The organism is Paenibacillus sp. FSL R5-0908 (genome assembly GCF_038006245.1).
GTDB lineage: Bacteria > Bacillota > Bacilli > Paenibacillales > Paenibacillaceae > Paenibacillus_AQ > Paenibacillus_AQ odorifer.
This window is the reverse complement of sequence record NZ_JBBOUV010000001.1, coordinates 5,116,002-5,131,150: the sequence shown is the minus strand read 5'-3', so window position 1 is coordinate 5,131,150 and position 15,149 is coordinate 5,116,002. Positions and strand designations below refer to the sequence as shown.

Here is a 15,149-nt window from a genome sequence, read left to right as displayed (position 1 = left end):
CAATGTTTTGATTAAATAACGGCATAGCCGCTATTTTTTGGAACATACTATCATCAAGTGTAAGTGAAATATTATGCATGGCTTGTTTTGAACTCTGCTATACGCAGGTTTAAATAAATGGGGTTTTGAATCGAGGAGGCTAATCACATGTCTGAAGAAATTAAAAATCAGGAAGCTGCGGAAAAGAATGAATCCGTAGAAGCGGTGGATTCCGCTGTGACAGAAAATAACGGAGCTGTAGAAGAAGTTGCTGCCGTTAACGAAGAAGAAGTGACTAACCAAGCTGACTTGGAAATCATTTCTCTGAAAAAAGGCGATACCGTGAAAGGAACAATCGTCAAAATCGAAGATAACCAAGCTTATGTAAGCATTGGATATAAATACGACGGTGTGATTCCAATTCGCGAATTGTCCGCAGTACAACTGGACAACGCTGCTGCAGCAGTAGAAGTTGGACAGGAAGTAGAATGTAAAGTTGTCAGCATCAACGACAACAAGGAAAGCCTTGTTCTTTCCAAACGTGCTGTTGATAGTGAAAAATCATGGGAAGATCTTGAGAAATACTTCGCTTCCCAAGAAGCTTTCGAAGTTACTGTGGCTGACGTTGTTAAAGGCGGCCTCGTAGCTGATGTTGGAGCTCGTGGATTTATCCCAGCTTCCATGGTAGAGCGTCACTTCGTTGAAGATTTCAGTGATTACAAAGGCCGTACCTTGCGCGTTAAAGTGAAAGAACTTGACCGTGAGAACAGCAAAGTAATCTTGTCTGCTAAAGAAGTTCTTGAAGAAGAATTCGAAGCTAACAAGCTGAAAATTATGGCTGAACTATCTGAAGGCCAAATCATCGAAGGTACAGTACAACGTCTGACTCAATTCGGCGCATTTGTTGATGTGGGCGGAGTTGACGGTCTTGTACACGTATCTGAAATCGCTTGGAGTCACGTAGAGAAACCTTCTGATGTAGTATCTGAAGGTGATAAAGTACGTGTTAAAGTATTGAAGGTTGATCCTGAAAAAGGAAAAATCAGCTTGAGCATCAAAGCTGCTGCTCCAGGTCCTTGGGACTCTGCTGCTGGCGAAATCAACATCGGTGATGTTGTAACAGGCGTTGTAAAACGTCTTGTGAACTTCGGAGCGTTCGTAGAATTGCTTCCGGGTGTGGAAGGTCTTGTGCATATCTCACAAATCTCCCACAAACACATCGCTACTCCACACGAAGTATTGAAAGAAGGACAAGAAGTTCAAGTGAAAGTTCTGGACTTCAATCCATCCGAGAAACGTGTTAGCCTGAGCATCAAAGAAACTGAAGAAGCTCCAGCTCCATCTGCTAGACCTGAACGCAGCAATAGCAGAGACAGAGCTCCTAAAGAAGTTCTGAACAACCCTAACGTTTCCCTTAGCAACGAAGGCCTTAGCTTTACGCTTGCTGAACGTTTTGGTGACAAGCTGGACAAATTTAAGGGTAATAACTAATCCCTAAATGAGCTTTTGAATATACGGGTAAAGTAATCGGCGAGCCCTCGATACGGGGGTTCGCCGATTGTCTTTTTTTCGGAACTGGTCGGATTGATGAGAGTTAACATGATTGTTAGCCAATTTAAATGTTTTTTGCTATGATGAGTAACGTAAGGATGACAGGAGGAATGAATATGGCAAGACCCGTTGTGGCAATCGTTGGGAGGCCTAACGTCGGAAAATCGACGATATTTAATCGGCTGATTGGCGATAGATTAGCCATTGTAGAAGATAAGCCGGGGATTACACGTGACCGGATTTATGGTATTTCAGATTGGAACGGTAAATCGTTCAGTGTGATTGATACCGGAGGTATTGAAATTGATGGAGAAGATACAATTCTGAAATCAATCCGCGTTCAAGCGGAGCTGGCGATTGAGGAAGCGGATGTTATTGTATTTATGTGTGAAGCGAAGAGTGGTGTAACGAATTCAGATGAAGAGGTAGCTCAGATTCTGTTCCGTTCAGGTAAACCAGTCGTTCTTGCCATCAACAAAGTGGATAATATGAAGCGTGCGGATGACATTTATGAGTTCTATAGCCTTGGTTTTGGCGATCCAATCGGAATCTCTGGTAGTCACGGAACCGGACTCGGCGATTTGCTAGATGCTGTAGTTGAGCGCCTACCTGAGAAAATAGATGATGAATACGATGAGGATGTCATTCGTGTAGCTTTGATTGGCCGTCCGAATGTAGGTAAATCCTCTTTGGTTAACGCGATTTTGGGCGAAGAACGTGTTATCGTCAGCGATATTGCAGGGACAACAAGAGATGCTATCGATACTCCTTTTGAACGTGATGGGCAACGTTATGTGCTTATCGATACGGCAGGTATGCGTAAAAAAGGCAAGGTATACGAGAACATTGAAAAATACAGTGTTATGCGTGCTATGCGTGCGATTGAACGGGCTGATGTGGTCCTCGTTGTAATTAACGGCGAAGAGGGCATTATCGATCAGGACAAGCATATTGCGGGTTATGCACATGAAGCTGGTAAAGCATCTATTTTTGTTGTGAACAAATGGGATGCCATCGTGAAAGACGATAAGACTATGCAGAACTTCGAGACGAAGATTCGTGACCATTTCTTGTTTATGAGTTACGCACCGGTTGTCTTTTTGTCGGCTTTAACCAAACAGCGTTTGCAAAAGCTGCTGCCTGTTGTACAGCATGTATCTCAACAGCATGCACTGCGCATTACTACACATTTGGTGAACGACGTTGTATCTGATGCAATCGCGATTAACCCTCCACCAACTGACAAAGGCCGTCGCTTGCGTATTAACTATGTAACGCAGGTTGCGGTTAAGCCGCCTACGATTGTGGTGTTCGTGAATGATCCGTCGCTGATGCACTTCTCCTATGAACGTTATCTGGAGAATAAAATTCGCGCAGCGTTTAATTTCGAAGGAACACCAATCCGTCTCTTTACACGGCGCAAATCCGAAAACGAAGGTTAGGGGAGAAGAAGTGTGGCGCTTGAACTTCTGGTTATCGTTGTAAGCTATTTGCTTGGTTCTGTCAGCTTTAGTGTACTGCTTGCAAAGTTGCTAAAGGGAATTGATATCCGTCAATACGGAAGCGGAAATGCGGGGGCTACCAATACACTGCGTGTATTGGGTAAAGGTCCTGCAATACTAGTGCTGTTGCTGGATGTGCTGAAAGGGGTGGCCGCTGTATGGTTAGGAACCTGGGTCGGCGGTTGGGGAACCTGGGTTCCGGCTCTTTGCGGAATCGCTGCCATCATCGGACATAATTGGCCGCTCTATTTTCGTTTTCGTGGGGGGAAAGGCATTGCTACTACGATCGGTGTTATGGCTACGCTTTGTTTATGGCCAGCGCTGCTCGCCGGTATCATCGCCATTCTGTCTATCTTTATCACACGTTACGTGTCCCTTGGCTCATTAATATTTGTAGCACTGACACCAGTGGCTTTATTGTTGACAGGATTTACACAACCTGTGCTATGGACCAGTATTATTATTGCGGTCTTCGCCTTCTGGCGGCACCGGACGAATATTGTAAAGATCGTAGAAGGCCGTGAGAACAAGATAGGCTCAAAAGTTAAAGGAGGGAATCGTGTTGTCTGATAAAGTTACCGTACTTGTAGCGGGGAGCTGGGGAACTGCACTGGCTAGTGTGCTGGCTGCAAACCACTCGGAAGTTTATCTGTGGACACGCAACTCTGATCAAGCTGCCGAGATCAATGGCTCTCATACGAATAATAAGTATCTGCCTGGCATCGCTCTGCCAGCTAACATTATTGCAACTACGGATATGGAAACGGCAGTGTCCGGTTCTAAGGCGGTTGTAATTGTAGCTCCGTCATCAGGAATGCGGCAGGTTGCTCGCAGTCTGAAGCCATTCTGGAAGGATGACATGTTATGTGTTCATGCTACGAAGGGCTTTGAGTCGGAAAGTAATAAGCGGATGTCCATCGTAATTGCAGAGGAACTAGGCTGTGACGAAGGGCAGATCGTCGTCCTCTCCGGTCCAAGTCATGCAGAGGAAGTTGTACGCCGGTGTCCTACAACAGTTGTAGTTGCTTCACCTGATGACAAACGTAGCGCCGAAGCGCAGGAATTGTTCATCAACAACGATTTCCGTGTATATACGAATCGTGATCAGGTTGGGGTAGAGCTTGCCGGAGCTCTTAAGAATATTATTGCCCTTGGTGCAGGTCTATCCGATGGCCTTGGATATGGGGACAATGCTAAAGCAGCGCTTTTGACCCGTGGACTCGCCGAGATATCTCGGGTGGGAGTTGAGCTTGGAGCCAATCCTTTGACCTTTGCCGGCCTTGCCGGAATTGGCGACCTTGTTGTGACGGCTACTAGTCAGCACAGCCGTAACTGGCGCGCTGGGTCCATGCTTGGTCAAGGCAAGCCGCTGGCCGAGGTGCTGGAATCCATGGGGATGGTAGTCGAAGGTATTCGTACTACCGAAGCAGCTTATGCAATTTCGCTCAAGCTGGGTGTGCAGATGCCGATTACGGATCAGATTTATCATGTGCTCTTTCAAGGAAGAAGCCCACGCAGTGCGGTTGAAGCCTTGATGGGTCGTGATCGTAAGCCTGAGCTTGAGTCGATCTCCCAGGAAACTTGGGAGCAGTGGCATTCCTGATCCTGTTCACCTTTTTCCGCAAATTCTCATATGTTGTAATGGGGATTGACGGAGGAGGGATGAAAAGTGAGCAGAGATTTTTCCAAGGATGCATTGAACGCCATTAACAAAAAGGCGGGCAAGAACATTACGGAAAGTGCCGTCAAAAAGCTAGCCAGTACGGTAAAGCCAGGAACTACGCAGAATGAAGCCCAGCTCCGCCAGTTAATTAAGCAGGTGTCATCAATGGCGAAAGTGCCGGTCAGTGAAGCTACTGTGCAGGAGATTATCAATGCCGTTAAAAAAGGCGGCGCAGGTTCCAGCACAATGGAGTCTTTAATGAAAATGATGCTTAAAAAATAGCTTTATGTTGGGTGAGCAAAAGAAAACGGATCAATGAATGATTCCGTCGTCTTTTGCTTTTTTTTATATTCCTGATAATTTTCACGAAGCGTAATCTATTTAAAATAATACATAAAAAATGATGTTTTTTTACAGAAAAGGATAAGGTCATGATATAATAGTCCCTAATAAATTACAGGTGAATGGGGGCTTTGACCATGGATCCGATGACAAAAATGTGGTTATCCCTGATTGCGATGCTGATTATGGGATTATCAGTATTTCTTATAACTTTTGCTCGGAGCAAAACTAAGGGATTGCTTAAGGCTGTACTGTCTATACTTGCTTTTGTCATCATGTTAGTGGGCCTATTGGGCGGAGTTGTTTCAATTATGTAAGCAGTTACATAGCGTTGAGGAAGGAAGTAACATCATGAAATCACAAAAAGGAGTTACCGTTGTATTTCTACCAGAAGGTCGTAAAGCTGTTGTGAACCGTGGCATTTCGTTATTAGAGGCTGCTCGTAAAGCAGGAGTGCCAATAACAACTAGATGCGGAGGCAAAGCAGGCTGTCTGATGTGTAAGGTTACAGTCGCGAAGGAAGAGGCTGCTGCACTAAGGCCTCCCGGTGATATTGAGCGGCGTAAGCTTGGATCGGCCTTAGAAGAAGGAACGCGTCTGGCCTGTCAGGCTGCCGTATGGAGCGACGTAACCGTTCAGGTGCCGGAAGATCCACTGAAGGCTGCGGTGCGCCGTAAGCTTGAAGCAGCGCGGCGTGGGGAAGAAGATGAGCTGTGGTAGCGTAAGAATGTCACCGTGGGAGGGACTCGGTTGGAGTTTATAGGATATAAAATGAAACTGAAGGCAGGGGCCAAGCTTTTGCTAGGGATGGTATCGCTCGCGCTTACGCTTTCGGGCTGTCTATACCCAGGTGAAGAGAAGCGGGCTAGTGTTAATTATCGGGAAAGTGTTAAACGGATACAAGCAGCCGTTGATGATTATCAACAGGAGGAAGGGGTACTGCCCATTCTTAATGCGGATGAAACTACTCCAAGGTATGAGAAGTTTCGTATCGACCTGGGGAAGCTGATTAATAAGGGATATTTGGATGATATACCGGCTACCGCTTTTGAGCAGGGTGGAAGTGCTTATTTTCTTATTTTGAATGAGGAAATTGATCCTGTGGTGAAGGTGATGGACCTTGTTACGGTTCAAAAGGTGAATGACGTGCAACGACAGGTTAACCGCTACAAATCAGCTCATGGCGGCAACCTGCCTGTGCTTGATGAGCTATACCCCGGATTGTATACCATTGATCATAAGCAGGCGGGTACAAGCTCTATAACGTTAACTAGTGTCTATTCCGGTCAAGTTCTTGATTTTATCCTGGATAAGGATGGAACTGTCTACGTAGATTATGTTTTTGATATCATGGCTGCCGTCGATAAGAAGGGTGGAGAGCACGACAAGAATCAGGACTTGCGACTGGATCTGGAGGAAGCTTCATATTACGTTCCCGTAAAGTCTTTGCCGTATCTATGGATTAATAATCAGCCGATCCCGCAGCCTCCAAGTTAGAGTTAAAGTTCAAAAACGTCTAAGCTTCGGTTTTATCCGGGGCATTAGGCGTTTTTTGTTTATAACCTTTTAATCTCAGCATCCACTAAAAATAGTTCTATCAAAGAATCCTACCTCATAAGATGGATGAGTAAGCTTCCGGGCATCAGACGCCTTGCGGCGCGCAGACTTAACTTTTTTTGAAATTACATTGTGAAATGCGCGAATACGGGTCATAAATTCGTTCCGGATACATATGATGATACTAGTCCAAATGCATGTCCGAGCATTCGGAGTTTAGCGCGGGGCAAGTACGTCCCGGTCGAAAGCAGCTAGGCTTCGGGCGGGCATACGATAAGTCCGGTTGATGTCCTGCAAGGGTCAGATTACCGGCGGAACGCGAAGTCGATGCTCTTCAGGCATTTTTTCTTCGGAGTAATATGAGGAGGGGATCTCTTTTGGAAAAAGTGGATATTTTCAAGGACATTGCCGAGCGTACCGGCGGAGACATTTATCTTGGCGTCGTCGGCGCGGTTCGCACGGGGAAATCGACATTTATCAAGCGCTTCATGGAAACAATTGTCCTGCCAAACATCACGAATGAGGCTGATCGAGTAAGAGCTGTGGATGAGCTTCCGCAAAGCGCAGCAGGCAAAACGATTATGACGACAGAACCGAAGTTTGTGCCAAACAACGCAGTCCAAATCAAGGTTGCGGAAGGGCTTGAGGTTAATGTTCGTCTGGTAGACTGTGTGGGTTACGCTGTAGAGGGTGCAAAAGGTTACGAGGATGAAAATGGACCACGAATGATCTCTACACCTTGGTTTGAAGAGCCTATTCCTTTTCAGGAAGCGGCAGAAATCGGGACACGTAAGGTTATTCAGGAGCATTCAACGCTAGGTGTAGTGGTAACAACAGATGGTACGATTGCAGAAATTCCGCGGAACTCGTACGTGGACTCTGAAGAGCGCGTCATTGCAGAGCTGAAGGAAGTGGGTAAGCCGTTTGTGCTTGTCATTAACTCCACCCGGCCGCGCAGTGAAGAAGCGCAGCAGCTCCGTAACGAGCTAGCCATCAAATACGATATCCCAGTTATGACGCTAAGCGCCGCAAACATGAGCGAAGATGACGTAACTGGTGTGCTGCGGGAAGTGCTTTATGAATTCCCAGTGCATGAAGTAAATGTAAATCTGCCAAGCTGGGTTATGGTGCTTGGAGAAAACCACTGGCTGCGTAGTAGTTATGAGAACTCCGTTCGGGATACGGTAAAAGACATTCGCCGCCTGCGGGATGTTGACCGCCTCGTATCTCAGTTCACCGAATATGACTTTATTGATAAAGCTGGCCTAAGTGGTATGAACATGGGTCAGGGTGTAGCAGAGATCGACCTGTATGCTCCAGAAGAGCTGTACGATCAAGTTCTGATGGAAGTGGTTGGGGTTGAGATCCGCGGTAAGGATCATTTGCTCCAGCTTATGCAGGAGTTCTCACATGCGAAACGAGAATACGACCGATTCTCAGAAGCTTTGGAAATGGTCAAGACTACTGGCTATGGTATCGCGGCTCCATCCTTAGCCGAAATGGCACTCGACGAGCCAGAACTGATTCGTCAGGGCTCTCGCTTCGGGGTTCGCTTAAAGGCTACGGCACCGTCCATTCATATGATTCGGGTGGATGTGGAGTCTGAATTCTCGCCAATCATCGGAACGGAAAAGCAAAGCGAAGAGCTGGTTCGTTATCTGATGCAGGACTTTGAGAATGATCCTATTAAGATTTGGGAATCCGATATTTTTGGCCGCTCCCTGCACTCCATTGTAAGAGAAGGAATTCAAGGCAAGATAGCTATGATGCCGGATAATGCGCGCTACAAACTGCAAGAAACGCTTGGCCGCATTATAAATGAGGGTTCCGGCGGACTTATTGCAATTATTCTCTAAGCTGAATATAAATAAATTCAAAGAGTGGGAGAAATCCTGCTCTTTTTATTTGTATATATCCTAAAACTTGATTCCTAGTTCCTATAATAACGGTGAATCTGACTCAATTATTCTGATGAAATAAAGACCTTAACTGCTCCAATAGGTCTAACAAATTAGTTTGAATTTAGATAAATATGCAAGGATAGATGATAATTTCTGCTCCTTTTTTGAGTAACAGCTTGAATTTATGGATGGGCTGTATTACTATAAGTTTGTTGCGCTTCAAGGTCTAAGGGCGCCAAAGTTAAGTTTTAAACGGGATTATCACGTATATTTTACGTTGAAACGGAAACAGTGTATGATACCGGAGAATTTACTCAGGGAGGTGAGAAAACATGAATAAATCAGATTTGATCAATGTAGTTACAGAAGCAACTGAACTTCCCAAGAAGGATGCTACTAAAGCTGTAGATGCGGTTTTCGAAGCAATTACAGAAGCACTGCAAAGCGGTGATAAAGTACAACTGGTTGGATTCGGAAACTTTGAAGTGCGTGAGCGTTCTGCACGTAAAGGCCGTAACCCGCAAACTGGTGAAGAAATCGAAATTCCTGCAAGCAAGGTACCGGCATTCAAACCCGGTAAGGCGCTGAAAGACGGAATCAAATAAAGATTTCTACATACCTATCCCATAGTCTTTTTAAGAACAACTATGCCGCCCTCCAAGGCGGCATTTGTTTTTTGATATACTATGAACTGTATAATAGGTTTAGAGGAGGATGAGTGATGATGGATAAAAATACGGGTACTACTCCGCTTCCAACGGGCAGCGACTATATTGTGGTTAAGGCTAAAGATAATGGCGTTCAGGTCATTGGGTTAACCAGAGGTACAGATACACGTTTTCATCATACAGAGAAGCTGGATAAGGGCGAGGTATTGATTGCCCAGTTTACTGATCATACCTCAGCAATGAAGATCCGCGGTAAGGCTGAAATATGGACAAAGCACGGACAATTGGAAAGTGAAAGCTGAAAAGCAGGCATAGCCTGCTTTTTTTCAAAATATAGTAAAGATAAATGATCGTATTCCGCTAAGAGTGGGAATTATGGATAAGGGGGCGTGTTCATGAACAAGGCCTGGTGGGTTGGAGCCGTATTACTCTTGACTGCAACCTCTGCTGTAATATTGCCCAAAGTGGCAGATATGGATTCAACCTTACAGCAGCGAAATGGTGCGGTGGAGACTTTTACTGGCGGCCATAACACGGTGCTAGACAACGAGAATCTTGTTGATGTTCTTGGCGCACTTCCATTGACCTTATCCATTGATAGCGTAGGCTGGGAGGATCACGTTCTGTCTCTGGATTTAAAAGTGAGCGGAAATGATCATGAACCCCAGGAGCTTTATCGAAATATGGCACAGACTATTTCTTTTGCTTTTCAAGAAACCTCGAATGTGGATCAGCTTCTGCTGCGCATCGTGGTCATGGATAAATGGCTGGATAGCCGCCGGCTGCTGCTAGCAGGGGATATCAGACGCCCGGAGTGGTCCGTTGAACTCCAGAATGAACTTCAGTCTGCGGGTAATCTCCCCATATCCGAGCGTCTCAAGACGGGCTTCCGTATTAGTGAGACTGAGCTCTGGAAGAAGCAGTTCATTTATCCTTGAGAAGAATAAAAGAAACTCAGTTGTATCACAGTGCGTGACAAAAAAACATGTGATATAATAGACAAGATTGTGAACAAAGGAATTAATATAAATGTCAATGGCTTCGGAGGCTGAAATGAAACCGTACTGCATACCGCAACTGGCAAAACCCTACACCGACTACGACATGATTCAGAAGCATACGGATTTGCCGCCGTTTTCTGATGGCCGGGGTCATTTGTTATATATTTTTCTAAACCATGGATCTTCTGTAAAAGGAAGTACCGGTGAGTTGTATACGCTCGTAACCGCACTTATTCAACTTGGACTAGATACACATGAGGTAATTGACCGCTCGAATGATAGAAGCGGCGGAGATCCTATGCGTTCCCGTCAATTAAAGGTATTGGCTGGCGATTATTTTAGTAGCTGGTTTTACCATCTGCTTGCAAAGAGTGATCAGATTGAGATGGTTGGAATCTTGAGTAAGGCGATTGCTGATTTCAATGTCTTGAAAGCGAACCTCTATGTGAAGATGAGAGGAATCCGTCTTTCGGCTGAACAATACTTGCGGCACATGGTACAGCTCAATATGCGGCTGTTCCTTTCTTTTACGCCCATGATCGAGAATTCATTAGTGGAATTGTGGGAGAAGTTATTGACAGAGTTCAGTCAGTGCGAAACTGTTGCCATAGAGCTTCAGCGTTGTGATAACCTTGAGAATGCTAGCAATGGTTATTGCTACTGGAAGATGCTGGAGTCAGCGACAGAGGAAGAACGCAAACAGCTTCAAGACCAGAACCTTGATCAGAAGGACTGGAAGATGCTGAAGATGAAATATAAATGTGATTCTCTGCTGACGGACAAGCTCCATCAGTCGATTCAGTCGATTCAGGGACTATTACAAAGCGTTAAAGACGAAAGCCTGCTTAGAGAGCTTGAGATAGCGCTGGATCGTATTCTCCTGCAGATGAAAGTCTCAGGACAAGCAGCCGTGGAGGGTTAGTGGATGACTATGGACAAAACTACAACTGCTGTGGGTGATAACAGCAAGCCAAAGGAACAGTTTGTGCACTCGGTGTTTGAGAGTATTGCAGGTAAATATGATTTGATGAATGACATCTTAAGCTTTCGCCGCCATAAGGCTTGGCGCAAGTTCACGATGAAGAAGATGGGCATGAAGCGCGGGGATTCAGCTGTAGACTTATGCTGCGGCACTTGCGATTGGAGCATTGCCTTGGCCGAAGCCACACAGACAGGGAATGTGATAGGACTCGACTTCAGTGCAGGCATGCTTGAAGTGGGGCGCCGTAAGGTGGAGGAGCGCAAGCTTCAGGACCGGATCTCTCTTGTACAGGGTAACGCTATGGAGTTGCCTTTTGAAGACAACGCATTCGATTATGCAACGATTGGTTTTGGACTCCGCAACGTACCGGATCTTGTTCAAGTATTGAACGAGATGAAACGGGTGGTGAAGCCCGGAGGAATGGTGGTCTGCCTGGAGCTTTCCAAGCCGATGAAACAACCATTTAAAGGTATCTATTTCTTTTATTTTCAGCGTGTACTTCCATTGCTGGGCAAGTTATTCGCTAAAAGGTATGAGCAATACAAATGGCTGCCAGAATCGCTGGCGCTGTTCCCTGACCGGGAGCAATTAGCTGCTATTTTCCGTGAAACCGGACTGCAAAAAGTGGAATCCTTCCCCTTGACCGGAGGCATCGCGGCATTACATATTGGGCTCAAGGAGAACGGGAATGTTTAAGAAAATCGGTATCTTTTTACAAATGATCAAGTTTGAACATACGGTATTTGCTTTACCTTTTGCTTTTATGGGTGCTTTACTTGGTTCCGTTGTCATGTTTGGCACGCTACCTACCTGGAGCCAGATTGGTTGGATCGTAGTGGCTATGTTTGGGGCACGGAGCGCTGCTATGGGGTTGAATCGACTGATTGACCGGATAAGTGATGCTAAGAATCCACGCACAGCGGGAAGAGCTATTCCTGCAGGATTATTGAAGATCGGTGAAGTCGTCATTTTTATCGGCATTTCGTTTTTCTTACTCTTTTGGGCAGCCTTTAAGCTGAATCCTTTGTCGGCCAAGCTCTTGCCGATCGCAGTTTTCCTTCTTGTCATTTATTCATTTACTAAGCGCTTTACATGGGCCTGCCATCTTATCCTCGGTCTGACCATTGCGCTTGCACCTTTAGGCGGCTGGGTAGCTGTAACTGGTAGTGTGAATTGGACTTCAATGGTATTTTATTTCACTATTGTGTTTTGGACTGCAGGTTTTGATGTAATTTATTCTTGTCAGGATGTTGAGTTTGATCTAAAAGAGGGTTTGAAGTCCATTCCGGTTCGGTTCGGGGTTCAAGGTGCACTCTTTATTGCCCGCGTATTTCACATTCTCACGGCGATTGGATTCGTATCGTTGCTGTTTATGACGGATTTAAGCTGGTGGTATGTAGCAGGCATGATCATCGCATATATTATTCTCTTTTATGAGCACTACATTGTATCTCCGAGTGACCTTAGCCGTCTGCAGACTGCTTTTTTCACTATGAACGGCGTATTGAGCATCGTAGTGTTCTCTTTCACTTTGATTGACTTGGTGGTGCAGTTCTACTAATGACGCTTACTAAACCGAAAAACATCGTGGTTGGAATTACAGGAGCTAGCGGTGCGATATATGGTGTTCGTCTAACTGAAACCTTGCTATCACTAGGATACTCCGTGCATTTGGTAGTTAGCAATGCGGGCTGGCGCGTATTTAAAGAAGAACTTGGTTATATCGCATCAGACCGGGAGGGCTTTTTGAACGAAAGGTTCAAAGGCTATCCCGGTTCTCTGCTTTATCATCCTGTTGCGGATATCGGCGCATCCATTGCAAGTGGTTCGTTTCGTGTGGAAGGGATGATTATTATGCCTTGCTCTATGGGAACATTATCCGCGGTAGCGAATGGGACTTCTGATAATCTGATGACACGTGCGGCTGACGTTATGCTCAAGGAAGGCCGCCCACTGGTGCTTGTACCTCGTGAGACTCCACTGCATGCTATTCATCTAGAGAATATGTTGAAGCTGTCCCGTCTGGGAGTTCGGATGATTCCCGCAATGCCGGCTTTTTATTTTGGGCCGCAAAGTATGGATGATCTGATTAATTTCATGGTGGGCAAAGTGCTTGACAGCTTTAATATTGAACACAATTTATTTCGAAGATGGGGGGATTGAAAGGATGGACAATAACAGCCACACCATCATCGGCAAAATCAGCTATACCAACTCATGGCCGGTATTTCACAATTTTCATCCCTCTGCATTGAAATATCCTGCAGAGATGGTGAGTGAGGTACCTGCCATTCTTAATCAGGGGATGAGCCGTGGAACTATTCATGTAGGTGCTTTATCCTCTTTTGCTTATGCTGAGGCCAGTGACAAATTATTACTTCTACCTGATTTATCGGTTAGCGCGGACGGTCCTGTGAGATCAATATTCCTTTTTTCCAGGGTGCCATTTGCTCAGATTGGTAGTGGTAAGATCGCTGTTACGAATACTTCTGCAACCTCGGTAAATTTGCTGAAAATTTTAATGGAAAAAGCTTTTGGCAATAAACCGGAGTATATTAGCGCTAATCCTGATTTGGATGCCATGATGCATGAAGCGGATGCCTGTTTATTAATTGGTGATAATGCTATTAAGGCCTCATGGCAGGATCAAGGTTATATCGTTACTGATCTAGCTGAGGTTTGGAAGGAATGGACGGGCTTAGGGATGACCTTTGCGGTCTGGGCAGTGAACCGAAAGGCTGCTGAGGACAAACCGGAGGCTATTTCTGAGATTGCAGAGGCTTTTGCCGAGAGTAAAATGCGGGGATTGAGAGATTTAGATCCTATTGTACAAGCAGCTTGTTCTAACATTGGAGGAACAAAGTCTTATTGGGAAGGGTACTTCCGCAATTTATGTTATGATTTTGGAGAAAGGCAGCAGCAAGGTTTGAACCTCTATTTCCGCTATGCCTATGAGATGGGCCTGCTGCCGCAGGAAGTGAAGATGGAGATTTGGAGCCATAAACTGTTGACACGGGTGAAAGAATGAAACGACTGCAAATATTCGGATTACTGAACAGAGATATGGATCAGATTGAAAAGGAGCTGTACCGCAGTGTACAGGGGGATGACGATCTGCTTACAGAAACTTCCCTGCATTTATTAAAGGCAGGCGGCAAAAGGTTACGTCCCGTATTTGTCCTAATGGGCGGGAAATTTGGTAAGTATGATCTGGAAAAGCTGAAACGGGTGGCGATACCGTTAGAGTTGATCCATAGCGCTTCACTGGTCCATGATGATGTGATCGACGATGCAGAATTGCGCCGTGGTGAACTCACCGTGAAAGCAAAATGGGGCGATAAAATTGCCATGTACACTGGTGACTACATATATGCAAAAGCACTGGTTATGACTACGGAGCTGAAGAATCCACGAATTCATCAAATTCTGTCTAAGGCGATGATCGAAATGTCGATCGGAGAGATGGAGCAGATTCGTGACTTTTTCAACAGTGAGCAAAGTGTACGTCATTATCTACGGCGTATCCGCCGCAAAACAGCCCTGCTGATTGCGGTTAGCTGCCAACTAGGAGCACTTGCTGCTGAAGCAGATCCAGAAGTAGCTCGTCTGCTTTATAATTATGGTTACAACGTGGGTATGGCGTTCCAGATTCGTGATGATTTACTGGATCTCTCAGGCACAGAGAAACAGATCGGTAAACCTCCGGGCAGTGATATGCGGCAAGGAAACATTACACTTCCAGTGATTTATAGTCTTGAAGATGAGCGACTGCGCGAGTCATTGCTTGAGGAACTGAAGTCTATACGTGAGGGCCATAGCACGGTAGGACGTGCGATTGATCTCATTCTTTCCGGTGACGGAATCGCCCGTTCTGAGGAGCTCGCTTCACGTTATATCGACAAGGCGCTGGCGGCGCTGGAACAATTGCCTAACAATAAGACTAAGCGCAATCTGCGCGATATTGCGTATTTTATAACAGGAAGAAGTTATTGATCTTCTGGTG

The 15,149-nt window shown here is 45.6% G+C and carries 18 protein-coding genes; all 18 read left to right on the top strand.

Features of this window, described 5'->3' with window-relative positions; translation table 11 throughout:
• Positions 1-147 precede the first annotated feature (147 nt).
• The 18 genes from rpsA to MKZ09_RS23310 all read left to right on the top strand — a co-directional run bounded on the left by rpsA (position 148) and on the right by MKZ09_RS23310 (position 15,139).
• Positions 148-1,470, top strand: a complete 1,323-nt coding sequence (gene rpsA, locus MKZ09_RS23395; protein ID WP_170914203.1) for a 30S ribosomal protein S1 — start codon at positions 148-150, stop codon at positions 1,468-1,470.
• A gap of 176 nt (positions 1,471-1,646) precedes the next feature.
• Positions 1,647-2,972 (top strand): ribosome biogenesis GTPase Der, encoded by a 1,326-nt coding sequence (der, locus tag MKZ09_RS23390; RefSeq protein WP_036676212.1) that lies wholly within the window; start codon positions 1,647-1,649, stop codon positions 2,970-2,972.
• Positions 2,973-2,984: 12 nt separating this feature from the next.
• Complete coding sequence (gene plsY, locus MKZ09_RS23385; protein WP_036676213.1) at positions 2,985-3,602, top strand: glycerol-3-phosphate 1-O-acyltransferase PlsY; 618 nt, start codon at positions 2,985-2,987, stop codon at positions 3,600-3,602.
• Positions 3,595-4,635: an NAD(P)H-dependent glycerol-3-phosphate dehydrogenase gene (locus tag MKZ09_RS23380; RefSeq protein ID WP_076127494.1), complete on the top strand. Its 1,041-nt coding sequence runs from the start codon at positions 3,595-3,597 to the stop codon at positions 4,633-4,635. Before plsY ends, MKZ09_RS23380 begins: the two co-directional genes overlap by 8 nt.
• A gap of 66 nt (positions 4,636-4,701) precedes the next feature.
• Positions 4,702-4,977, top strand: a complete 276-nt coding sequence (locus tag MKZ09_RS23375) for a stage VI sporulation protein F (RefSeq protein WP_038572437.1) — start codon at positions 4,702-4,704, stop codon at positions 4,975-4,977.
• A 197-nt stretch (positions 4,978-5,174) separates the two neighbouring features.
• Positions 5,175-5,354 carry a DUF2768 family protein gene (locus MKZ09_RS23370; protein ID WP_036676218.1) on the top strand — a complete coding sequence of 60 codons (180 nt, stop codon included), beginning with the start codon at positions 5,175-5,177 and terminating at the stop codon, positions 5,352-5,354.
• A gap of 34 nt (positions 5,355-5,388) precedes the next feature.
• The gene (locus MKZ09_RS23365; RefSeq protein ID WP_076134689.1) at positions 5,389-5,757 is read left to right on the top strand and encodes a 2Fe-2S iron-sulfur cluster-binding protein; all 369 of its coding nucleotides are present in this window, start codon (positions 5,389-5,391) and stop codon (positions 5,755-5,757) included.
• 30 nt (positions 5,758-5,787) lie between these two features.
• Positions 5,788-6,534 (top strand): DUF3939 domain-containing protein, encoded by a 747-nt coding sequence (locus MKZ09_RS23360; protein WP_256719195.1) that lies wholly within the window; start codon positions 5,788-5,790, stop codon positions 6,532-6,534.
• 437 nt (positions 6,535-6,971) lie between these two features.
• Complete coding sequence (spoIVA, locus tag MKZ09_RS23355; RefSeq protein WP_036676222.1) at positions 6,972-8,450, top strand: stage IV sporulation protein A; 1,479 nt, start codon at positions 6,972-6,974, stop codon at positions 8,448-8,450.
• A gap of 377 nt (positions 8,451-8,827) precedes the next feature.
• Positions 8,828-9,100: an HU family DNA-binding protein gene (locus MKZ09_RS23350; RefSeq protein ID WP_036676223.1), complete on the top strand. Its 273-nt coding sequence runs from the start codon at positions 8,828-8,830 to the stop codon at positions 9,098-9,100.
• Between the two features lie 116 nt (positions 9,101-9,216).
• The gene (gene mtrB / locus MKZ09_RS23345; RefSeq protein ID WP_051490908.1) at positions 9,217-9,465 is read left to right on the top strand and encodes a trp RNA-binding attenuation protein MtrB; all 249 of its coding nucleotides are present in this window, start codon (positions 9,217-9,219) and stop codon (positions 9,463-9,465) included.
• Positions 9,466-9,558: 93 nt separating this feature from the next.
• Positions 9,559-10,101 carry a hypothetical protein gene (locus MKZ09_RS23340; RefSeq protein ID WP_076134688.1) on the top strand — a complete coding sequence of 181 codons (543 nt, stop codon included), beginning with the start codon at positions 9,559-9,561 and terminating at the stop codon, positions 10,099-10,101.
• 91 nt (positions 10,102-10,192) lie between these two features.
• A complete protein-coding gene (locus MKZ09_RS23335; RefSeq protein WP_256719196.1) occupies positions 10,193-11,086 on the top strand; it encodes a heptaprenyl diphosphate synthase component 1 in 894 nt (297 codons plus the stop codon).
• Between the two features lie 9 nt (positions 11,087-11,095).
• Positions 11,096-11,842: a demethylmenaquinone methyltransferase gene (locus MKZ09_RS23330; protein WP_036676394.1), complete on the top strand. Its 747-nt coding sequence runs from the start codon at positions 11,096-11,098 to the stop codon at positions 11,840-11,842.
• Positions 11,835-12,707: a UbiA-like polyprenyltransferase gene (locus tag MKZ09_RS23325; protein ID WP_076127498.1), complete on the top strand. Its 873-nt coding sequence runs from the start codon at positions 11,835-11,837 to the stop codon at positions 12,705-12,707. Before MKZ09_RS23330 ends, MKZ09_RS23325 begins: the two co-directional genes overlap by 8 nt.
• Positions 12,707-13,309, top strand: coding sequence for a UbiX family flavin prenyltransferase (locus MKZ09_RS23320; protein ID WP_036676229.1), 603 nt, complete (start codon positions 12,707-12,709; stop codon positions 13,307-13,309). The genes MKZ09_RS23325 and MKZ09_RS23320 overlap by 1 nt, the downstream gene beginning before the upstream one ends.
• 4 nt (positions 13,310-13,313) lie before the next feature.
• Positions 13,314-14,174, top strand: a complete 861-nt coding sequence (locus tag MKZ09_RS23315; protein ID WP_076101474.1) for a menaquinone biosynthetic enzyme MqnA/MqnD family protein — start codon at positions 13,314-13,316, stop codon at positions 14,172-14,174.
• Entirely contained in the window at positions 14,171-15,139 is a 969-nt protein-coding gene (locus MKZ09_RS23310) for a polyprenyl synthetase family protein (protein ID WP_036676233.1), read from the top strand. Before MKZ09_RS23315 ends, MKZ09_RS23310 begins: the two co-directional genes overlap by 4 nt.
• Positions 15,140-15,149 lie beyond the last annotated feature (10 nt).